This window comes from Erysipelothrix inopinata (assembly GCF_014396165.1).
Taxonomy (GTDB): Bacteria; Bacillota_I; Bacilli_A; order Erysipelotrichales; family Erysipelotrichaceae; genus Erysipelothrix; species Erysipelothrix inopinata.
Window position 1 is genome coordinate 1,325,276 of record NZ_CP060715.1, and the last position, 22,436, is coordinate 1,347,711.

Here is a 22,436-nt window from a genome sequence, read left to right on the forward strand (position 1 = left end):
AAAAAGGAGGATTGCTATGAGCGAAACAAATAAAATGAATGTTCCGGTCGTCGCGACACGTGGTGTCGTGGTCTTCCCAGAACAAGATATTATGATTGAAGTTGGCCGACACAAGAGCATGAATGCAATTGATGAAGCCGAAAAATATTTTAATGGACATCTCGTGTTAGTGAGTCAACGTGATATTCTTGTTGATGATCCAACAACAGAAGATCTCTATACTGTGGGATCACTTGTTCATGTTAAATCAGTAAAAAGAAAACAAGGATTCTTAAGAGTAACATTTTCTGGTCTTCAAAGAGTCAAAATTGATTCTATTAATGATGATGGAAAAATGTTATTTGGTGGTGTGACATTACTTGATGATGTCATGGGTGATGAAAATGAAGAACTTGCTCTCATTCGTCGTATTACGAGTGAAATAGAACAAGTATCAATTCAAAACATCACCATTCCAACAGAACTTGTTAATCAATTGACGATGGGTATTTCTGCACAACAATTGAGTGATCAATTTGCTCAGTATTTCCCTCTTCAAATTGAAAGAAAACAAGCTCTACTTGAAGAGCTGCGTGTTAATGAGCGACTCATGATTGTCTTAGAAGAAATGCAACGTGAACAAGCGCTTGCTAAAATTGAAAATACAATTAATGAAAAAGTTAAAGATCGTGTTGAAGAAAATCAACGTGAATACTACTTGCGTGAAAAAATGCGTGCAATTCGTGAAGAACTTGGCGATGTCAGTGATACGGGTGAAGATGTTGATGAATTCCGTGAATTGATCGAAAACAACCCATATCCAGATTTCGTTAAAGAAAAAGCGCTTGAGGAATTACGCCGATATGAAATGTTGCCACAAGCAGCTGGAGAATCGGGAGTAGTTCGTACTTACCTAGAATGGTTATTAAAAACACCATGGTGGCAAGAAACCGAAGATGTAGAAAATCTTAATACGGTTAGAGAGAGCCTCGATGCAGATCATTTTGGGCTTGAAAAAGTTAAAGATCGTATCATGGAATATCTCGCAGTTAAGAGTATGACAGGAAACTTGAATGCTCCTATCTTGTGTCTTGTAGGTCCTCCAGGAGTTGGTAAGACATCCCTAGCTAAGTCAATTGCTGATTCACTTGGACGTGAGTTTGTTAAAGCATCAGTAGGTGGTGTACGAGATGAAGCGGAAATCCGTGGACACCGTCGTACATACTTAGGCGCTTTACCTGGACGTATTATTCAAGGAATGAAAAAAGCAGGAGTTGTTAACCCTGTATTCCTTATTGATGAAATCGATAAGATGGCATCAGACTATAAGGGAGATCCTTCAAGTGCAATGTTAGAAGTACTTGATCCTGAACAAAATAAAATGTTCAGTGATAACTACTTGGAAGAACCTTATGACTTATCGAAAGTTATGTTTGTTGCAACAGCTAACTATTTAGGTGATATTCCTGAGGCACTTCGTGATCGTCTTGAAATTATCCAACTCAGTTCATATACTGAAGAAGAAAAATTAAATATTGCGAAAGAACACTTAATTCCAAAGCAATTAAAAGAGAATGGATTGAAGAAATCTCAATTCAAGATGAGTGATGCACAATTACGTTACATTATTCGTCACTACACTCGTGAAGCGGGCGTTCGTCAGTTAGAACGTGTTATCGCATCACTTTGCCGTAAGACTGTTCTCGCAATCCTTAAAGATGGTGAGAAATCCGTTACCATCAATAAAGAATTGATTACAAAATGGTTAGGACAAACAATCTTTGAGTATGGACAAAAAGAACGCAAAGATCAAGTTGGAGTTGTTACAGGGCTTGCTTATACACAATTTGGTGGTGATGTACTTCCTATCGAAGTCACAACCTTTGAAGGTAAAGGCAGACTTATCGTCACAGGACAACTTGGTGATGTTATGAAAGAATCATCAGAAATTGCATTTGGTTATGTTAAATCACATGCAAAGGAATTAGGAATTGCATCTGACTTCTTTGAAAAGAATGATGTTCAAGTTCACGTTCCTGAAGGAGCTGTACCAAAAGATGGTCCTTCTGCCGGTGTTACATTTACAACAGCACTTATTTCTGCGCTTACAAACCGTAAAGTTGATGCAAATATTGCAATGACAGGTGAAATTACACTTCGTGGTAACGTTCTACCTATTGGTGGTCTTAAAGAGAAATCTTTAGCTGCACACCGTGTAGGAATTAAACGAATCGCAATCCCTAAACTTAACGAAAAAGACATGGATGAACTTCCAGAAATTGTAAAAGAAAGTATTGAATTTATCCCATGTTCTACAATTGATCAAGTTCTTAAAGAGGCACTCATATAATGGCTTGGAATACACAGGATGCGCATCTGATAATATCGGCTGCGCATGCTTCTCAATTTCCTGAGACACATCAAAAAGAAATCGTGATGGTAGGGAAATCAAACGTTGGGAAGTCATCCATCATTAATGCGTTGACTAACCGTAAGAAACTTGCCTATGTAGGTCAAAGACCTGGTAAAACACGTCTGATTAACTTCTATCATATCAATGATAGCTTATTGTTAACTGACGTACCGGGATATGGATTTGCAAACCGTTCAAAGAAAGAACAAGCTGATTATGGCATTTTAATGGATGGCTATTTTGAACTAAGACATCCAAGTATTATGATGATCCTTGTAGATATCCGACGAGGTATTGCTGGTGAAGATGAAATGATGATTGAATTTGCTGAATACAATAAAATTGATTATTGCATTGTTCTTACAAAAACGGATAAATTGTCCAACAGTAAGATAGTAAGTACAAAACGAAAAATTGAAAATAACTATCTCGTTCCTGTATTTACATTTTCATCGTTAAAAAATGAAACTGTCGAACCTATTATCGAAGGTCTTCAGGATATGTTGGATCGATAACAACTAAATTTTCTAAAGGTTTCCATATTATTTGGAAACCTTTTTATATCTTTATGAGTAAAATAATAGTGTTGAGAGTTAAAAGTTTACTAAAATTTACTTAGGTGCTATAATCTAGTTAATTGGAGGTGTCTATGGCAACGATTAAAGATATTGCTAAAGCAGCGGGGGTAAGTAATGCTACAGTCTCAAGAATCTTAAATGAGGATAAAACTTTAAGTGTTAAAGATGAAACTCGAGAAGAAGTTATTCGTATTGCAAAGGAATTAGGGTATAAGATTAAGCCAAAGAAAACGACTCAGTTTGAAATGGTCGTGGGGATTATTCAATGGATATCTAGCTATGAAGAAGAAGAGGATCCATATTATTATGAGTTAAGAAAAAGTGTCGAAAACTTCTGTATCATGAATCGCATTATGGTACGAAAATTTTATATGGAAAATATTCAAGACGTATTTGAAGATGATTCGCTCATTGGATTAATTTGTTTAGGCAAGTTCTCTTTACAACAAGCAAATGATTTCAGTAATCATTGCAGTAATCTAATCTTCGTAGATTCTAATCCAAATAAAGATAAGTATTCGAGTGTGGTTCATGACTTTGAAACAGCAACATTCCGCACTCTAGAGTACCTTAAAGATAAGGGACATCGTAATGTAGGGTATATTGGGGGTCGTGAATATTTAGGACCAACCAAAATAGAATACATTGATAAGAGAGAAATAACGTATCTAAATTTTATGAGAAATGATCATGAAATGAATTTCAATGAATCATTTGTTTTTACAGGATCATTTAATGCAATGACAGGATATGAATCGATGTTAGAAGCATTGAAACATGATGATTGTCCATCAGCATTCTTTTGTGCGAGTGATACCATTGCAATGGGAGCCCTCAGAGCACTGGGTGAAATGGATAAAATTGGTGGTAAGGATATATCAATTGTTGGATTCAATGATATTCAGACAGCAAAATTTATGAATCCTCCACTGACTACAACAAGACTCGAAACTAAATATATGGGTGAAGTAGCTGTAAATATGCTATTACTTCAAATTAATTCAAAGCAATCCATTCCACTTAAAGTGGTTTGCTCCACTCAATTTGTTGAACGTGAAAGTGTCTTTGATTTAAAATAGCAGTTGACAAAAGCGCTTACATATTCTAATATGGTTAATATAAGGTAAACATTTACTTTAATATTAACCATTTTTTAGTAAACGAGGGAGGGATTTTAATAAATACTAAGAATTGAAGGAATGCGAATTATATTTAAGAACGCAAAATGGAGGAACTATGAAAAAATTAAAAAAAGCGTTATTAGTATCATTAGTATTAGTTGTTACATTTGGACTTACTGCTTGCTCAAAAAGTAAAGATTATACTGCTCACGTATTCTTCTGGAACTATGCAGACCCATTCGTTGGTGAAATTCGAACGAATCTTGAAAAAGAATTTAAAGAAGCTGGCATTGAATATAAATTTTATGATGGCGCAAATAACCAATCGAAACAAAATGAGCAAATTGAAACTGCAATTAGCTCTGGCGCAAGTATCTTAGTATTAAATCTTGTTGAAGCTGAAACGGGTGAAACTGTTATTAAAAAAGCTAAAGATGCAAATATCCCAACAATATTCTTTAACCGTCAACCACCACATGAAATATTTAAAGATCAGGAAGAAGCTGTCCTTATGGATGGAGATGTTATAGGTGGAGCAAAAGTACAAGGTGAGTTAATTGCTAATTACCTTCTAAAAGATTATGACAAATATGCTAAAGAAGATGGTGTAATTGACTACATAATGATTCGTGCAGAGTTATCACATGATGCGGCTACTGCTCGTACTAAGTATTCAGTTGAAAGAGCTAATGAAGTTTTAAAAGAAGCTGGTAAACCAGAACTTAGACGTCATGCATCCGCTCCTTCAGATTTACTTGCAGATGACTGGTCAGCAGCAAAAGGTAAAGATGCAATGAGTACCATTCTCTCAACCCTGAGTGATCCAAGTTCTATTGATCTTGTAATTGGAAATAATGATGGAATTGCAGAAGGTGTCGTCTCAGCATTGAACGATAAGGACTACAATAAAGGCGATGATGCTAAATTCATTCCTGTATTTGGTTATGATGCAACAGACTCAGGCAAAGACTTAATTGCAAATCACAAACTAGCTGGAACAGTATTGCAAGATGCAAAACAAAATGCAAATGTCATAACCATGATGGTTAAAAATAAACGTGATGGAAAAGAATTTATTGAAGGAACAGATCTAAAATATGATGGAGACTTCAAACGTATCGTTATTAAAGACGTAGCGTACGATCCTGCAGTACATAAATAGAGTTTTGATAATAGGCTCATTTGAGCCTATTTCACTTATTAGATACGGAGTGTATGAGATGAAAGAATTAATTCTGGAAATGAATAATATTACCAAGACGTTCCCAGGTGTTAAAGCACTCGATAATGTTAATTTGAAAGTCAAAAAGGGAACAATTCACTCGTTAATGGGTGAGAATGGTGCAGGTAAATCCACGCTAATGAAATGTTTGTTTGGAATCTATATCGAAGATGGCGGACATATCGAAATTGATGGGAAACAAGTTCATTTTGATAATCCCAAACAAGCACTTGAAAATGGTGTGGCTATGGTTCATCAAGAACTAAATCAAGCAACATCAAGAAGCGTTATGGATAATATGTGGTTAGGAAGATATCCCAAAAAGGGAATTGTAGTTGATGAGAAGAAAATGTACAAAGATACATTAGAAATCTTCAAATCCCTAAATATTAATGTTGATCCACTCGAAACATTGAGTGAACTTTCTGTCTCCCAAAGACAAATGGTAGAAATTGCGAAAGCAGTTTCGTATGATTCAAAAATAATCGTATTCGATGAGCCAACGTCATCATTAACTGAAAAAGAAGTTGGACATCTCTTTGAAATTATTTTTCAACTCAAAGAACAAGGATGTGCCATTATCTATATTTCCCATAAGATGGAAGAGATTCTAACAATTTCTGATGAAGTTACAATTCTTAGAGATGGTACATGGATTTCCACAACTTCGGCGAGTGAATTAACTACGGATATAATTATCAATCAAATGGTAGGTAGAGAGCTCAAACAAAGATTTCCTGACAAGACCAATAAACCATCTGAAATCCTTTTGGAAGTTAATAATCTTTCGGGATTATATCCTGATTCAGTGAATGATGCGACGTTTGATCTTAGAAAAGGTGAGATTCTCGGTGTTGCAGGTCTTGTTGGCGCAGGACGGTCTGAATTACTAGAATTATTATATGGGATGCGAACTTATGGAAGTGGCGAAGTCCACTTGCATGGAAAATCAATTTTGAATAAAAGTCCCATTCAAGCCATCGATAATGGATTTGCATTGCTTACAGAGGAAAGACGTGCAACCGGTATTTTCGGAGTTCTTAGTGTTAAAGACAATGCCATCATTGCAAACCTCAAAGAATATAAAAAACATGGTATTCTATCTGATAAATTATCAGATGCTGATGCAAAATGGGTCATTAACGCAACACATGTAAAAACACCATCACCAGAAACACGAATTATGTCACTATCAGGTGGTAATCAACAGAAGGTAATTCTTGGAAGATGGCTATTGACCTCTCCGGAGATTCTGATGTTGGATGAACCAACTCGAGGCATTGATGTTGGTGCAAAATATGAGATTTACCAGCTTATGCTTGAACTTGCTGAAAAAGACAAGAGTATCATCATGGTGTCATCTGAAATGCCAGAATTACTTGGTATTTGTGATCGCATTCTAGTTATGTCAAATCATCGAGTTGCTGGAGTTGTAGATGCTAAAAGCACTAACCAAGAAGAATTAATGGCGCTTTCAGCTAAATACTTGTAGGAGGATAACATGAAACAAGATAAAAGTTTAAATAGTTTTTTTAAACCTATAACTAATTTCTTTACATCAATTCGAAAGATGATTCGACTCGGTTTTTCTAAATCGTATCGTGATAGTCTGGACGAACTTGAACTAAAAAAACAAAAAGAAGATGTTAAGAACTTCTTCTTAAAGAATGGTCTCTACATTGCGATGCTTGTATTTATTACATTTGTCGCGATCTCAAGACCTGCATTCTTATCAACTCAATCTATTGTCAACAATATCAACTTAGTTGCTAAAAGACTTCCAATTGCTCTTGGAATTGCGGGTTTAATTATTATTTCTGCTACCGATCTTTCTGCAGGGAGAATCCTCGGAATTACCGCATTAGTTTCCACTGCTCTACTACAAAGAGCAGATTACCCTACGAAATTATTTCCAGAACTTGGAAATATGAGTATCCTATTGGTACTTGTTTGTGTGATTATAATTGGAGCGTTATTTGGACTGTTCAATGGATTCTTTGTAGCAAAGTTCAAAATTCATCCCTTTATCGTAACACTTGGAACTCAATTAATTATCCAAACATTAGCACTATCACTTCTTAACTTGAATGGAAATAGTGGACAAGCTCTAGGTGGTTTACGACCCGAATTTACCGAATTAATTACGGGCGGATTCTATATTGGTGGTATCAAAATTCAATTTTATATCATTTATGCCATCATTATTACTGCAATAATTTGGTTTATTTGGAATAAAACAATATTTGGAAAAAATATCTTTGCGATTGGTAGTAATGCTGAAGCAGCTGCAGTTTCAGGAATTAATGTTGATCGTGTGATCATTGTTACATTTATTCTTGCAGGAGTGCTCTTTGGTATTAATGGTTTTATTGAAAGCGCAGTTGTAGGATCTAATTCCGCAACAACAGGTGTCGGTGCAGAGTTTGATGCCATCGCTGCATGTGTTATCGGTGGTATTTCATTCTCCGGTGGTATTGGTAAGGTACGTGGTGTTGTAGTGGGAGTTTTACTTCTTCAATTAATTACAACCTCATTAATCTTCTTAGGAATTTCTCCAGAGTGGCAATATGCAATCAAAGGTCTAGTTATCATTGTTACAGTGGCTATTGATATGCGCAAAACCATTGCTCGTAAGTAATCATGGATACGATCGTAATTTTACTGATTGCATCCACCTTTATGGGACTGATGATGACTTTTCAAGCAAAGAAACTAGAACTTGAAAAAGAATCGTTAACACAAAGAGAACTATCAATGATCTATATCTCTTCAGCAATGTTCGGTTCTATTGGCGTGTTATGTGGTGTTGTAAGTCTTGATTTTCAAAGATCAAATAAGAAATTCGTAGTGACAAATTCACTGATTTTATTAATTCAATTACTGTTTATTGTTTGGTTTGTTTTAGGAGGATAAAATGATTAAATCGATAAATAATAACTGGCTTTATGATGCACAATATGATGAAAAATATATTTATGAAATCATGACTTCTGGGAATCGTATTCAAATCCCTCATACTAATGTTGAGCTTCCTTATAATTATGTTAACGAAAAAGATTATCAAATAAAATCAAGTTACCAATATGTTTTTGATGCAGATACATCGTTCAATCATACTTTTATAGAATTTGAAGGAGTAGCTCATTATACTCAAGTATATCTGAATGGGATATACGTTGGCGATCACAAAGGTGGATACACACAATTTACCTTTGAGATAACCCAAGAGTTAAAAGAAAAAGAAAATCTCTTAACGGTGTTTGTAGATAGTTCTGAAACTTTAAACATACCACCATTTGGAAAGGTCATTGACTATCTCACTTATGGGGGTATCTATCGTGAAGTAAATTTAATTCAGAAGAATGAATACTATATCAAAGATGTTTATTCTTATGGTTTGGATCTCCTTTCGTCTCCAGTTATTGGCTTGGATCTTGAAGTAAATAAGCAACTTGATGGACTTCTAGTAGATGTGGAAATTAGTCACGAAAACATCGGATTTATTGCATTAAAAGATATAGAACTTCACGATATAAAGGAATCTTTTAAGTTTGATGCAAAGAGTATTGAATTGTGGAGTCTTGAAAATCCAACTCTTTATGATGTAAAAGTCACGCTAAAAACTAAAGATAAAATCTATGATACGTATTCATTCAAAACCGGATACCGTGAAGCACAATTTACGGATAAAGGATTCTACCTGAATGGAAACCATCTGAATATTATTGGATTAAATCGACACCAAAGTTATCCTTATGTTGGCTATGCAATGCCCAAAAGTGCTCAAGCTAAAGATGCGGATATTTTGAAATATGAATTGGGTGTTAATTTGGCGCGTGGTTCACATTATCCGCAATCAAAACATTTCTTAAATCGTTGTGATGAAATTGGGCTTCTCGTATTTGAAGAAATACCAGGGTGGCAAAATATTGGTGATCAAGAATGGAAAGAGATTTCTATTAAAAATGTCAGTGAAATGATTCTTGCCCATCGAAATCATCCTTCAATTATAAATTGGGGTGTTAGAATTAATGAGTCTCAAGATGACAAAGAATTTTATACACGAACAAATGATGTGGCACGAAAATTAGACCCACATCGACAAACAGGTGGTATTCGTAATATTGAAATGGTTAAACCAGATAAAAATGCCTGGTTGGAGGATGTGTACACGTATAATGATTTTGATTATCGTGATGGTCATGCATTGACCGATACACGTAAAGTGTTCCCTGTATCAAATATTCCTGCTATTGTCACAGAGCATAGTGGTCATACTTTCCCAACAAAAAGTTTTGACAATGAGGCAAGACGCCAGATGCATACCTTAAGACATCTGAACATTATCAACCATATGATGGGTAAAAAAGAAATATCAGGATCAATTGGCTGGTGTGCGTTTGATTATAATACACATATCGAATTTGGTAGTGGTGACAGAATTTGCTATCACGGTGTGATGGACATGTTTAGAAATACGAAAATGGCAAGTGCTGCTTATGCATCACAAGGTGTCACAACACCGTATCTTACTGTCTCTTCGGAGATGAATATTGGTGAGCATGATCGTGCGATTATTTCAGATGCGTATGTATTTACAAACTGTGACTACGTTGAAATGTACCGTAACGATGAACTTGTTTCAACCTTGACACCAAATATTGATTTGTTTGCAAATCTTCCACACGCTCCAATGTTGATAGATTGGTTTGGGAATACCTTGGTTGACGAAGAAGGGTACACACCACAAGAAGCAAATCGTATCAAAGAGATTCATCGTGCTATCACTAGATATAGTATTCAAGGTCTTCCCGAAACATTTAGAGAACTAGCTAAGAACGATGAAGAACTTGACCACATCATGAATCTTCACAATAAATATATACAAAACTGGTCTAACAAGGTTGTCGTATATAAGTTTATTGGCTACCAAAATGATAAACCTGTTATTACAGTTCGAAAAGGTGGGGAATTTGAAAGCAATGTTAAGGTCACCGCTGATTCATCAACACTCATTAATGAAGCAACATACGATGTTACACGATTAACGATTGAAAGAATCAATGAAAATGGCAATCGACAAGTATACTCTAACGATGTATTTGAATTAGAGTGTAGTGATAATATTGAAATTATTGGAGATGATTTGGTAAGTCTAATTGGTGGTGTACGTTCATTTTGGGTCAAGAGTATTCATGGTACTACTGGTAATGCATGGGTGAAAATATCGAATCGTAGTTTCTCTCAGACTGTTGAATTGAGCATTCAATGAGTTCAAAATACTTAGAAACAAAACAAAAAATGAATGATGGACGCTTATATAAAGATATGCTTGACGAACTTGTTGAAGAACGAAATAAAGCAAAAGTTCTTCAATTCAAATACAATCAAACTTCTCCGATTGATCAAGAACAAAAAAATGCGCTTATCCAAGAAATGTTTGCTGAGATTACAGAGCCTTTCTGGATCGAAGCACCTGTCCGATTTTCATACGGAAAACATATTCATATAGGAAAAAACTTTTATGCCAATTTTAATTTTATTATTGTAGACGATGCAGAAGTAAGTATTGGGGATAATGTCTTAGTGGGTCCCAATGTCACACTTACGACAGCAGGTCATCCAGAAAACAGGGTTGATCGTATTGCAGGGTATCAATATTCATTACCAATCAGTATTGGTAATAATACGTGGATTGGAAGCAATGTTGTTGTAAATCCTGGCGTTAGAATTGGTGAAAATGTCATCATTGGGTCAGGGAGTATTGTGACAAAAGATATACCGGATAATGTTGTTGCTTTTGGGGTGCCTTGTAAGGTTATTCGTAATATTGATGAAAAAAGGTAGGTGTTCTATGTGAGTGATTCAAAAACTGAAATATTTGAGAAATTATTTAGTGAGGAACCTGAATATCAATTCTTCGCTCCGGGTCGAGTCAATTTGATAGGGGAACACATTGATTACAGTGGTGGGTATGTATTTCCAAGTGCAATAACTTATGGAACTCATGCACTTGCACGACGAAGAGAAGATCATATCATTCGTTTCTATTCGCTTAACTTTGAAGATAAAGGAATTATTGAAGTTGATCTGAATGACTTAAAGTTTGCTGAGAAAGATGGTTGGACAAACTACCCTAAAGGGGTGTTCAAAATGATCTTAGACGATGGATACAAGTTAGATACTGGAATGGATATATTATACGAAGGAAATATTCCTCATGGTGCCGGACTTTCAAGTAGTGCTTCTATTGAAGTCGTCACAGCGACATTATTAAATAAAGCATACAATTTAAATCTTAGTATGCTTGAGTGTGTCGTTATTTCGCAACGTGCAGAAAATGAATTTGTAGGTGTTAATTCCGGTATCATGGATCAATTTGCTATCGGAATGGGTCAAATGGATAAAGCAATTTTACTGAATACCAATACGTTATCCTATCGTTATGTGCCGATTAAGTTAGATAATATATCTATTGTAATCATGAATACGAACAAACGTCGTGATCTTATTGATTCAGCTTACAACAAGCGACGTAAAGAATGTGATCAAGGACTTCAGATTATTCGAAAATTTTATGATGTTGCTTCGATATGTGAATTGACTTCTGAACAATTAGAGTCCATTAAGAATCACTTTGATGGTGTTATATACAAAAGAGTACGTCATGCAGTAAGCGAAAATGAAAGAACTCTCGAAGCGGTTGAAGTCTTAGAAAAAAATGATATTATATCTTTTGGAATGTTAATGAATAAAAGTCATGATTCCTTGCGTGATGATTATGAAGTCACAGGAATTGAATTGGATACACTTGTCGATGCTGCACGAAGTGTGGAGGGTACCATTGGTGCGCGTGTTACAGGTGCAGGTTTTGGAGGTTGTGCGATTGCACTCGTTAAAGATGATCAAATCGACACACTTATCGAAACGGTTCAAGAAACATATTCAAAGCAAATAGGCTATGATGCGAGCTTTTATGTAGCCCAAATTGGTGAAGGAGCCCATGAGATTAATGAATAATATCATCATAGAAAATGAATTTTTAAAAGTTGAAATGTTGCCACAAGGTGCCACTGTAAAATCAATGGTATGGAAACCTAAGAATCGAAATATCATTGCAAGTTATGAAATGGAATCAGATTATTTAAAAAACGATGTCTATCTCGGATCATGCATTGGCCCCCTAGCAGGCAGAGTTAAGAATAATACTGTAGTTGTTGCAAACCAAAAATATCCATTGAAACCGAATAATAATGAAAGTCATCTTCATGGTGGTGAACATGGTTTGAGCCAAGTAATGTTTGAAGTTAAAAAAAGTGATGGTGATTATGTCCTTCTCGAAGGACTTGGCCATCATCAAGCTGATGGATATCCTGGAAATGTTATGTACAAAATAGAATATCGATTAGTCGGTTATAAAATGGTCCTTAAACTAGAAGCAAGTGTAACTGAATCAATGCCGCTTAATCTTACGAATCATATGTATTTTAGACTCAATGATCACGGTAATCTAGAGAAACATCAGATTAAAGTTCCTTCAAAAATAGTCTTTGGTCTCAATGAAAATATGGTTAATGACGGTCTCGAACTCGAAAAAGATGGTGTGTTTAATCTTGATGAACTGAGGGATGTTGAACGTCTATTGAAAATGAAACATCCACAATTTGATCTGACAGGTCATATTGATCATACATTTCTCCTAAATTCGAATGAAATGATTCTCCAATCTGATGATTTGAAAATGACGGTGAGAACTGATTATCCTGCAATCCATCTCTACTTTGCAAATTATTGGGATCAGGCATTTAAAGACAGTCTCGGTAAAATGAGTGCAAACCATGAAGCGGTTGCTATAGAGCCTCAAATTCCTGCACCTTGGGTCTTGAATAATCCTGATTATATTTTAAATCCTGAGGACAGGTATACATATGTTATTGAGTATGAGTTTGAAAATATTTAATAACTTAAGTTGATTGATCCAAAATTATAGTGTATTATATGTAAAATTAAAAACGTTGATAAGGACATGTTTTATTAAAAGCTGCTTCAAGCGAGATGATAGATGGTGAGAGATCATTAAGTAAGCATAATAAAGTAACCCCTTTGAGTTGTTATCCTGAATTGAGTAGGGATAAACGGGACTGCTCTACCGTTATCATTGGGCACGATTTGTTAGAATTGTAAAGTGATCGTCATGATAATCTGGGTGGTACCGCGGAAAGCAGCATTTTCGTCCCTATGGGATAGATGCTGTTTTTTTGTACAAGGAGGATATTATGAGAGTACAGACATTAAAATCAATTAGTAAGATTCAAGAACCAGGAGTCGAAGTGTATACAGCAGGTTGGGTTAGGACCGTTAGGAAATCGAAGAATGTCGGATTTATCGAACTTCATGATGGTACCCAACTATCAACAACTCAATGTGTTGTTGATAAGAACAGTCCGTTTTTTGAATCACTTGGAACCTTAACCCTAGGAAGTTGTGTAAGAATTCAGGGTGTTGTTCAAATCCCAATCAATCGTAAACAATCTGTTGAAATTTTAGTTTCCAATGTTGAAATTGAAGGTTTAGCGGATGCAGATTATCCACTCCAAAAGAAACGTCATAGTTTTGAATATTTACGAACTGTTCCACATTTGCGAGCACGTACAAACACGTTCAATGCAGTATTTAGAACACGATCCATTCTAACTCAAGGAATGCAATCTTTTCTTCATGAAAATGACTTTACTTATATTCAATCACCAGCGATAACGACCACAGATGCTGAAGGTGGGGGAGAAGTATTTAGAATATCAACACTCGACGCAGAGAAGGAAAAACAGTCCTATGAAGAAGACTTCTTTCATAAACCAGCTTATTTGAGTGTTACGGGTCAATTGAACCTTGAACCCTTCATTCATGCATTTCGAAATGTTTACACTTTTGGACCTTCTTTCAGAGCTGAGAAATCAAATACTTCAAGACATGTGGCAGAGTTTTGGCAAATAGAACCAGAGATGGCTTTTGTAGGACTTGATGAAATAATTGAAGTCATCGAGTCGATGATTAAATCAACAATCAGCTATACATTGGAACATGCTCATGAAGAAATTATGTTTTTTGATACCTATATTGAAGAAGAACTTATTGACAAATTAAACAAAACGATACGAGAACCATTTGCTAAGATCTCCTATAAAGAAGCAATTTCAATGCTCGAGCCATATCATGATGAGTTTAAAATCATTCCTACTTGGGAGAGCGTCTCTATTCGGAGCATGAACATTTCTTAACAGATGTCATATTTGGTAAACCTGTCTTTGTTACACACTACCCTAAAGAACAGAAAGCATTTTATATGTTGGTTGAAGAGGATGGAACAGTGGGGGCAACGGATCTCTTATTTCCAGGTATTGGAGAAGTTGTTGGTGCCAGTGAACGGGAGTATCGATACGAAGTATTAAAAGAGCGAATTGTGGAATGTGGTTTGGATTTATCGGAGTATCAATGGTACTTGGATACAAGACGATTTGGAACGTGTCAGCATAGTGGTTTTGGAATCGGATTGGAACGTCTCATGCGCTACATTACAGGTATGGAAAATATTCGTGATGTTATTGCTTACCCGCGAACACCCGGAAACGCAGAATTCTAAAAAAAGCTCTACCATTTTGGGTAGAGCTTTCATTTGATTAAAGTTCGATTATACTTGAGAATTTAGGTAATAAACCGGTTTTAACACCTGTGAGACTGGGTTTCATTTGGAAAACACCTGTATTATAATTTCCTTCAATTAAGACAGGTTTGGTTGCGGAAATAGCGACATCCCAACCAACGTATTGGATTTCAGGAACCACACGAGCAGCTTTATCTAATAGCTCGCAAACGTCTTCATAAAGAGGAATTTTAAATCCGATGAGGTCTTGATGTGTAATGGGATGTTGTTTATATGCAATGTCATTTTTATCAAAGGCAGGATACTGCACAATGCCGTCATCACTTAGCACTGTATACATTCCGCCAGCACCGAAGTTATCTAGGTTACCACCATTCCCAAGTTTTAAGACACCCTCTAATATATGAACATCTTTTCCATCAAAGAAAGTTATCATACGAATTGTATTAACACTGTCTGGATATAAACGAGAAAGTTCAGGATGTTGAATGAAGTATTCTTCAAATAAAAATTGTCTGTTTTCAAGTCGTTTTGCTACAAACGCTTCGACATTTTCGATTTCTTTTGACTCGAACTTTTCAACACCATGACCCATAAGGCTATCAATTGCTTTAGCCATAAAAAATTCATGTCTGAGTAAGAATGCATTAACTTCTTCTAAAGATGCTTCCCGAATATCGAGATAATCTCGTCCAATGTAATTTTTAAAGGTTTTATTGAAATTTACTTTATCTGCAAAAAGGTGACGAAACTCTTTTTGGTTATACTTCACTATAATTGAGTTCGCAATACCACCTGTTATGAAAGTTTGACGTTCTTTACGATTGAGTAAATAAAACTCAAACTCATAATAATCGATATAACCAGATTGATAAAAAATGGAACACCAGATCATATCAATAAATATAAAAAATGAAAATTTATGATTCTTTTTCGCAATTTCCTTGGCTGTTCGAATCATGTTTTTATAGTCAAGGGATTTAAGTCTTCTAAAGTAGTATTTAATTCTGTTCATAAGTTCCTCCACGATACAGACACTATTATATCATAGCAGTGTGTTATGTGTTGATTAAATCAGACACACATGATAAAATAAAACCACATTCTAAGACGATGAAGAGTAGTTATGAATCATTTGTAGAGAGCTTTGGGTTGGTGAAACAAAGTAGTGTAACATGATGAAGGTAGCATCCGAGATAAAATGGTGAACTTAAGTAGCTATTTTCGTTGCTGGCGTTAACAGGTTTGAGGCTTACGATTGTAAGTAAATTAAGGTGGTACCACGATGACATCGTCCTTTACGGATGGTGCTTTTTTTATTTTAGGAGGACATGTTATGAGTAATACTAAATTACCAATACTAGAAACTGAACGATTAATATTAAGAGCCGTTAGTGTCGGAGATGTCGATGATATGTTTGAATATGCATCTACTGAAGAAGTCACTCAGTACACTACTTTTAAGCGCCATATAACAAAAGAAGATACATCCCTAGCAATTCAAGAAGTCTTTTTAAAAAGACCTGTAAAGGGGTGGCCGGAGGCTTTCGCAATTGTTTTAAAAGAAACAAATAAAATGATCGGAACTTGCGATTTTTGGCCGATAGCTAAAAACGATGTCTTTGAAATGGGATATGCCTTAAGCCCAAAATACTGGAACCAAGGAATCGTTACTGAAGCTGGAGAATGCGTCTTAAAATATGCATTTGAAGAATATGGAGTCAGGAGAATGGAATTACGCCACATCGATCAAAATATCGGATCAAAAAAAGTGGGGCAAAAATTAGGATTTATTCATGAAGGTACAAAAAGAAAATTTATTAAAGTTAAATCTGAATATCGTGATTTAGAGTATTACGGTATGCTAAAGGAGGAATATAATGAAAGAACTCGATAAAAAATATGAACATGAAAATGTTGAAAAAGATAAATATAATGAATGGATAGAAAAGGGATACTTTACTGCAGGTGATACCAGTAAGAAACCTTATTCACTCGTTATCCCGCCACCTAATGTAACTGGAAAACTTCATTTAGGTCATGCTTGGGATAATACACTTCAAGATATTGCACTTCGTTATGAAAGACTTAAAGGTAAAGACGTACTGTATTTACCGGGAATGGATCATGCGGGGATCGCTACACAAGCTAAAGTTGAAGAACGCCTTCGTAAAGATGGTGTTTCTCGATATGACTTAGGACGCGAAGCATTCTTACAAAAATCTTGGGATTGGAAAGAAGAATATGCTTCTCATATACGTGAACAATGGTCAAAACTGGGGATTTCTGTTGACTATAGTCGTGAACGATTTACATTAGATGAAGGCCTCAATCAAGCAGTTAATAAAGTATTTGTTGATTTGTACAATGATGGATTAATTTTCCAAGGCTACCGTATCATTAACTGGGATGTTGAAGCTCAAACTGCGCTTTCTAACATTGAGGTTATCCATAAAGAAGTAGAAGGAAACTTCTATACATTTACTTATAAAGTTGTTGAAACTGGAGAATTACTTGAAGTTGCAACAACGCGTCCTGAAACTATGTTTGGTGACGTTTGCATTGTTGTTCACCCTGATGACACGCGTTATTCGCATGTAATCGGTAAACACGCAATTAACCCTGCCAATGGAGAAACACTTCCTATCATTGCTGATGATTACATTGATATTGAATTTGGTACAGGTGTTATGAAGTGTACTCCTGCTCACGATCCTAATGACTTTATGATTGGTGAAAAATATAATCTTGAAATGCCTATCTGTATGAATCCAGATGGAACTATGAATGAACTTGCGGGTCAATTTGCCGGTTTAGAGCGCTTTGAATGTAGACGTCAATTAGTAGAGTACATTAAAGAAAATGGTAACCTTGTTTCAATTGAAAAACATGTACATCAAGTAGGTCATTCAGAAAGAACTGATGTCATTGTGGAACCTTACTTGTCAAAACAATGGTTTGTAAAAATGAAACCACTGGCAGACGAAGTATTGAAATTCCAAAATACAGATGAAAAGATCAATTTCTATCCAGAACGTTTTGAGAACACATTTACACGTTGGTTGGAAGGAATTGAAGATTGGTGTATTTCTCGTCAATTATGGTGGGGACATCGTATCCCTGCATGGTTCCATAAGGAAACTGAAGAAATTTATGTTGGCTTAGAAGCCCCAAAAGATATTGAAAATTGGCGTCAAGATGAAGATGTACTTGATACATGGTTCTCATCGGCACTTTGGCCTTTCTCAACATTGGGTTGGCCAGATGAAACGGTCGATGTTCAACGTTATTTCCCTACAGATCTTTTAGTTACAGGTTATGATATCATCTTCTTCTGGGTAGCTCGTATGGCTTTCCAAGCGCGTTACTTTAAGAATGACAGACCCTTTAAGGATGTTTTACTCCATGGATTAATTCGTGATGAAAAAGGTCAAAAAATGAGTAAATCACTCGGAAATGGTGTTGATCCAATGGATGTTATTGAAGAGTATGGTGTTGATGCACTTCGTTATTTCTTAACTACAAACTCTACACCGGGACAAGACATGCGTTATGTTCCTGAAAAAGTAGAAGCATCCTGGAACTTTATTAATAAAATTTGGAATGCTTCCCGATTTGTACAAATGCATATTGGTGATACATTCTATGATATTGAGAAAGCAAATCTTTCTCAAGTAGATCGTTTTATCATTGCGAAATTCAACAGCACTCTTGAAGAAGTTAACCGTAATATGGAAAAATACGAGTATGCTCTAGTTGGTAATGCTCTCACACGCTTCGTATGGGATGATTTCTGTTCATGGTATATTGAATTGAGTAAATCTGGGTTACAAAGTGATGATGAAGAAGTTGTTTATGCAACAAAAGCAACGCTATATACAATGCTTAAAAATATACTAATTATGTTAACACCGTTCATGCCATTCGTAACTGAAGAAATTTACCAATCAATGCCTGAAACGAAAGAATCGATTAACCTTGAAGTATGGCCGAATACAATAGCTATTGAAGAAAAAGGCATTGAAGAAGTTAGCTTTATGATTGATGCGATTACTTCAATTCGAGAAACTCGTGCTCAGTATGATGTAAAACCTTCTAAACCACTTACTGCAATGGTATTGGATTCAAATGATAAACCCTATGAACTTTCATCTCTAATCAAATCAATGTTAGAAAATATGGCTAAAGTTACTTTAAGCAACATTGATGAGAATGCCCTTATCCAACCTATCAAAGGAGGCGCTGTTGTTTTAATTGAAACAGAACTCGTTGACAAGGAAGCGCTACTTGAGAAATTAACGAAAGAAAAAGCTCGTCTTGAAAATGAAATTCTTCGCGGTGAGAAGATGCTGTCAAACGAGAAGTTTATTTCAAAAGCGCCTGAATCTAAAGTTAATGAAGAAAAAGAAAAGCTTGAAGAGTACAGACGTCAATTACAACTCGTACTTAATCAACTAAAATAATTAAATAGAATATTCAAAAAGAGAATCGTAGATGATTCTCTTTTTTTTATAGAAGTGGTATACAGGGTCTTGACTTGAATAAATCGTATATTTTCTAATATACTTCATCGGTATTTCAAAATATTACACGGATTAACCACTTAGTTTTCACAGTTGTATCACTGTTGTATGTGTTTCAAAACTTATAATAAATATGCACTAAATGGAGGAAATAATGAAGAAAACGAGTATCGTATTGACGTGTATTGCCCTGTTAAGTTCTGGAACTTATCTATCTGTAAATGCTCAAACTGAAAATGTAAATGCTGAGCAAACTTTGGTAGAAACTAAAGAAGAAAATCAGGTACCGGTTGAAAAGACTCAGTTAATTTCTAATACTGAAACACAAGAAAATTTAGAATTAGAGATGAATGAGGAGTCAGAACCAATAAATAATGAAGAATTCAAAGCAGTTGAGGAAGCAGTCTCAACGATTGCATCTGCAGAAATAGCGCCTGTAGAAACTGAATTAGAACTCAAAGATAAGTTAAATTCAGCTCAGGATGATGCTGTAATTATCATTAAAGGTGGTATTACATTGCAGCTTACATCGCCATTGATAGTAAATAGTGGAAAAATGACCTCACTAACTATTAAATCAAGTGATGGACAGCCAGTAACACTTAAAAATAATATAGGTCAGAGACATATACAAATTATTGGTGACAATGATACTAATATAAAATTCGAATACATCACTCTTTCTGGGAATGAAGATGCTATCGGTGGAGGTATTCTATACGATACAAATCATTCTCATAAACTTACCGGACTAACGATTGCGAATAACACAATAAAGTTTAGTGCCTGGGAAGAGGGATTTATTAAAGTTAAAACCCAAAATTCTAAGTTCACATTAGAGAATGTTAATTTTGAAAACAATAAAATTATAAATTGGAAAGACGGTACCGGTGCAGCAGTACTTCTATTTGATACAAAAAATGTTGAAATTCAACTGAACAATATTAATTTTAATCAAAATATTACCGCAAACCAACAAGGATCACCAATTGTTGCTTATCTGTCAGATGGCTCACTTAACGCAAATAATGTAACAATGAACCAAAATAAAGGTGCTGGATATTCTGGTGGACTCTACTTTTCAGGACGAGGAAATGCACGTTTTGATCTAACAAACTCGAAATTTGAAGGGAATATTGCGGATTATCAAGGTGGAGCTTTAGGAGTGTCTCTAAAGAATCAATCAGTTGCTTATGTATCAAATACTACATTTGAAGGAAACTTTGGTAAACGAGGCGGCGGTGCTATTCTTGCAGAGATGGAAAGCGACGCATCCGTATTTGAAATCGAAAATTCAAAATTCGTAAATAATAAAACTAGTAGATTAGATTATAATCATGAAACAGGTGTTGAGACTGGTGAACAAAGTGAAGGTGGCGCTGTTTCAATTATCCAAAAATCAAACAGCGGAAACATCAAAATTGGTAAATCACAGTTTTCAAATAATGAATCTCATTCTGGTGGTGCTCTTTATATACGCCTCGATAGTAATGCAGAAACTCAAACGCTCATTACAGATTCAATATTTGAGAACAATACAGCCGATTTTCGAGGTGGAGCACTTCAACTTAATAATAATGATACACCAAACGTATCTTACACTATAAAAGATACGATCATTCGTGGCAATGTGAATACTGGAAAAGATTTCGGTCCAGGATACTATGAAGGTGGTCAAGGTGGCGGTATCTATATTGATGATCTTCAAGATAATTTTGCAGCATTAAAACTTGAAAATACTACGTTTGATGATAATCATTCGCCATTTCCACTTGTTTGGCATTATGATTCCCAAGTCGAAGACGCACTAAACCAAGGATATAGAGATAATGTTATTAATTCTACGACAACAACAAAACCTTATGACCGGTTTATCGAAAGTTATGATAACGTCTATAATGGAGACGATGTATTTTATGATTACTCTGCATTAACTTATTACCACATAGCAGATGAAAATATTAATGTCGAAAATTACAATGCGAAACAATATGTATTTTCTCTAGTGAATCAGTTAAATGTGAAACCTATAGATCCTATTGCGAAAGGATACAAATTCTTAGGATGGTATACAGAAGAGAATGAAAAATGGGATTTTGAAGCAAGCAAAACAACAGAAAATATTGTGAACTTATATGCGCGTTTCGAAGAAGAAAAAGAATATACTGTTCAATTTGATAGTCAAGGTGGAACATTAGTTGATTCAATTCAAAATATTAAAGAAAATTCTCGAATTACTCAACCTGAATCGCCGCTTCGTGAAGGGTACTCATTTACAGGTTGGTATACCGATACTACTTTGAGTACTCCTTGGATATTTGAGGAAGATGTAGTTACAGACAATCTTGTTCTTTATGCAGCTTGGAGTAAAAATCCAGAAATAAGATTTAATGTAACATTTGATTCTAACGGAGGAAGTCTTATTGAGGGTTATAAAAATATCACTCGTGGATCACTTATTGAAAAACCATTAAATCCTACTAAAGAAGGTTATAAATTTATTGGCTGGTCTAAAAGCATTGAGTTAGATTCACTATGGCAATTTGATAACGAAACTGTAACAAAAGACATTATTCTTTATGCAAAATGGGAAAAGAATGATCCAGTAGATCCAGTAGATCCAGTAGATCCAGTAGATCCAGTAGATCCAATCGATCCGGTAAAACCTGTTGAACCTACTGACCCTGTAGAACAAGACGATAAAACAATCAAAGTTGAAAAAACAGATGAACTTCCAAGTACAGGTATCAATGATCCCCAAGCAATTCAAGTAATTATAATTTTATCTGGATTTCTACTTGTAATAACGTCATTAAAATCGAAACGAAATTCTCAAAACTAAAACACCTAAGGGTGTTTTTTTTTATCTGAAGAACCAATTACTTTAAGTTAATTGTGATATATTTGCTTTTTTTAACAAATTTTAAAACTATTTTGTT

Annotated in this window: 17 protein-coding genes and 2 other annotated features; of the genes, 16 read left to right on the forward strand and 1 reads right to left on the reverse strand. The window is 35.2% G+C overall.

Going from position 1 to position 22,436, the window contains the following annotated elements:
• The first annotated feature begins 16 nt into the window (after positions 1–16).
• The 13 genes from lon to H9L01_RS10885 all read left to right on the forward strand — a co-directional run bounded on the left by lon (position 17) and on the right by H9L01_RS10885 (position 14,953).
• Positions 17–2,329, forward strand: coding sequence for an endopeptidase La (gene lon / locus H9L01_RS06520; RefSeq protein WP_187533162.1), 2,313 nt, complete (start codon positions 17–19; stop codon positions 2,327–2,329).
• Positions 2,329–2,907 carry a ribosome biogenesis GTP-binding protein YihA/YsxC gene (gene yihA, locus H9L01_RS06525; protein WP_187533163.1) on the forward strand — a complete coding sequence of 193 codons (579 nt, stop codon included), beginning with the start codon at positions 2,329–2,331 and terminating at the stop codon, positions 2,905–2,907. Before lon ends, yihA begins: the two co-directional genes overlap by 1 nt.
• A 134-nt stretch (positions 2,908–3,041) precedes the next feature.
• Entirely contained in the window at positions 3,042–4,049 is a 1,008-nt protein-coding gene (locus H9L01_RS06530) for a LacI family DNA-binding transcriptional regulator (protein ID WP_187533164.1), read from the forward strand.
• Positions 4,050–4,206: 157 nt separating this feature from the next.
• Positions 4,207–5,253, forward strand: a complete 1,047-nt coding sequence (locus H9L01_RS06535) for a substrate-binding domain-containing protein (RefSeq protein WP_187533165.1) — start codon at positions 4,207–4,209, stop codon at positions 5,251–5,253.
• A 58-nt stretch (positions 5,254–5,311) separates the two neighbouring features.
• A complete protein-coding gene (locus tag H9L01_RS06540; RefSeq protein ID WP_187533166.1) occupies positions 5,312–6,805 on the forward strand; it encodes a sugar ABC transporter ATP-binding protein in 1,494 nt (497 codons plus the stop codon).
• Positions 6,806–6,814: 9 nt separating this feature from the next.
• The gene (locus H9L01_RS06545; RefSeq protein ID WP_223151007.1) at positions 6,815–7,951 is read left to right on the forward strand and encodes an ABC transporter permease subunit; all 1,137 of its coding nucleotides are present in this window, start codon (positions 6,815–6,817) and stop codon (positions 7,949–7,951) included.
• Between the two features lie 2 nt (positions 7,952–7,953).
• Positions 7,954–8,226 (forward strand): hypothetical protein, encoded by a 273-nt coding sequence (locus tag H9L01_RS06550; RefSeq protein ID WP_187533167.1) that lies wholly within the window; start codon positions 7,954–7,956, stop codon positions 8,224–8,226.
• A 1-nt stretch (position 8,227) separates the two neighbouring features.
• Complete coding sequence (locus tag H9L01_RS06555) at positions 8,228–10,585, forward strand: glycoside hydrolase family 2 protein (protein ID WP_187533168.1); 2,358 nt, start codon at positions 8,228–8,230, stop codon at positions 10,583–10,585.
• Positions 10,582–11,160, forward strand: a complete 579-nt coding sequence (locus tag H9L01_RS06560; RefSeq protein ID WP_187533169.1) for a sugar O-acetyltransferase — start codon at positions 10,582–10,584, stop codon at positions 11,158–11,160. The genes H9L01_RS06555 and H9L01_RS06560 overlap by 4 nt, the downstream gene beginning before the upstream one ends.
• Positions 11,161–11,169: 9 nt before the next feature.
• Complete coding sequence (locus H9L01_RS06565) at positions 11,170–12,333, forward strand: galactokinase (RefSeq protein ID WP_187533170.1); 1,164 nt, start codon at positions 11,170–11,172, stop codon at positions 12,331–12,333.
• Positions 12,326–13,273 (forward strand): aldose epimerase family protein, encoded by a 948-nt coding sequence (locus H9L01_RS06570; protein WP_187533171.1) that lies wholly within the window; start codon positions 12,326–12,328, stop codon positions 13,271–13,273. The genes H9L01_RS06565 and H9L01_RS06570 overlap by 8 nt, the downstream gene beginning before the upstream one ends.
• A gap of 46 nt (positions 13,274–13,319) precedes the next feature.
• Positions 13,320–13,554: a binding site (T-box leader), on the forward strand.
• A gap of 35 nt (positions 13,555–13,589) precedes the next feature.
• A complete protein-coding gene (locus H9L01_RS06575) occupies positions 13,590–14,591 on the forward strand; it encodes an amino acid--tRNA ligase-related protein (protein WP_187533172.1) in 1,002 nt (333 codons plus the stop codon).
• A 65-nt stretch (positions 14,592–14,656) separates the two neighbouring features.
• Positions 14,657–14,953 carry an amino acid--tRNA ligase-related protein gene (locus H9L01_RS10885; RefSeq protein WP_415696572.1) on the forward strand — a complete coding sequence of 99 codons (297 nt, stop codon included), beginning with the start codon at positions 14,657–14,659 and terminating at the stop codon, positions 14,951–14,953.
• Positions 14,954–14,990: 37 nt separating this feature from the next.
• Here H9L01_RS10885 and H9L01_RS06585 read toward each other — a convergent pair whose 3' ends face one another.
• Entirely contained in the window at positions 14,991–15,989 is a 999-nt protein-coding gene (locus H9L01_RS06585; RefSeq protein WP_187533174.1) for a sugar-transfer associated ATP-grasp domain-containing protein, read from the reverse strand.
• An 83-nt stretch (positions 15,990–16,072) separates the two neighbouring features.
• Positions 16,073–16,276 (forward strand) — a binding site (T-box leader).
• Between the two features lie 34 nt (positions 16,277–16,310).
• Between H9L01_RS06585 and H9L01_RS06590 the strand changes: the two genes are divergently transcribed.
• The 3 genes from H9L01_RS06590 (at position 16,311) to H9L01_RS06600 (ending at position 22,339) form a co-directional block, all read left to right on the forward strand.
• The gene (locus tag H9L01_RS06590) at positions 16,311–16,871 is read left to right on the forward strand and encodes a GNAT family N-acetyltransferase (RefSeq protein ID WP_187533175.1); all 561 of its coding nucleotides are present in this window, start codon (positions 16,311–16,313) and stop codon (positions 16,869–16,871) included.
• Positions 16,855–19,437: a valine--tRNA ligase gene (locus H9L01_RS06595; RefSeq protein ID WP_187533176.1), complete on the forward strand. Its 2,583-nt coding sequence runs from the start codon at positions 16,855–16,857 to the stop codon at positions 19,435–19,437. The genes H9L01_RS06590 and H9L01_RS06595 overlap by 17 nt, the downstream gene beginning before the upstream one ends.
• Positions 19,438–19,651: 214 nt before the next feature.
• A complete protein-coding gene (locus H9L01_RS06600; RefSeq protein WP_187533177.1) occupies positions 19,652–22,339 on the forward strand; it encodes an InlB B-repeat-containing protein in 2,688 nt (895 codons plus the stop codon).
• The last annotated feature ends 97 nt before the right edge of the window (positions 22,340–22,436 follow it).

Bases quoted from the DNA above. Each gene is read 5' to 3' on its own strand.
- lon (WP_187533162.1), top strand. From the start codon at position 17: ATGAGCGAAACAAATAAAATGAATGTTCCGGTCGTCGCGACACGTGGT.
- yihA (WP_187533163.1), top strand. From the start codon at position 2,329: ATGGCTTGGAATACACAGGATGCGCATCTGATAATATCGGCTGCGCAT.
- H9L01_RS06530 (WP_187533164.1), top strand. From the start codon at position 3,042: ATGGCAACGATTAAAGATATTGCTAAAGCAGCGGGGGTAAGTAATGCT.
- H9L01_RS06535 (WP_187533165.1), top strand. From the start codon at position 4,207: ATGAAAAAATTAAAAAAAGCGTTATTAGTATCATTAGTATTAGTTGTT.
- H9L01_RS06540 (WP_187533166.1), top strand. From the start codon at position 5,312: ATGAAAGAATTAATTCTGGAAATGAATAATATTACCAAGACGTTCCCA.
- H9L01_RS06545 (WP_223151007.1), top strand. From the start codon at position 6,815: ATGAAACAAGATAAAAGTTTAAATAGTTTTTTTAAACCTATAACTAAT.
- H9L01_RS06550 (WP_187533167.1), top strand. From the start codon at position 7,954: ATGGATACGATCGTAATTTTACTGATTGCATCCACCTTTATGGGACTG.
- H9L01_RS06555 (WP_187533168.1), top strand. From the start codon at position 8,228: ATGATTAAATCGATAAATAATAACTGGCTTTATGATGCACAATATGAT.
- H9L01_RS06560 (WP_187533169.1), top strand. From the start codon at position 10,582: ATGAGTTCAAAATACTTAGAAACAAAACAAAAAATGAATGATGGACGC.
- H9L01_RS06570 (WP_187533171.1), top strand. From the start codon at position 12,326: ATGAATAATATCATCATAGAAAATGAATTTTTAAAAGTTGAAATGTTG.
- H9L01_RS06575 (WP_187533172.1), top strand. From the start codon at position 13,590: ATGAGAGTACAGACATTAAAATCAATTAGTAAGATTCAAGAACCAGGA.
- H9L01_RS10885 (WP_415696572.1), top strand. From the start codon at position 14,657: ATGTTGGTTGAAGAGGATGGAACAGTGGGGGCAACGGATCTCTTATTT.
- H9L01_RS06585 (WP_187533174.1), bottom strand. From the start codon at position 15,989: ATGAACAGAATTAAATACTACTTTAGAAGACTTAAATCCCTTGACTAT.
- H9L01_RS06590 (WP_187533175.1), top strand. From the start codon at position 16,311: ATGAGTAATACTAAATTACCAATACTAGAAACTGAACGATTAATATTA.
- H9L01_RS06595 (WP_187533176.1), top strand. From the start codon at position 16,855: ATGAAAGAACTCGATAAAAAATATGAACATGAAAATGTTGAAAAAGAT.
- H9L01_RS06600 (WP_187533177.1), top strand. From the start codon at position 19,652: ATGAAGAAAACGAGTATCGTATTGACGTGTATTGCCCTGTTAAGTTCT.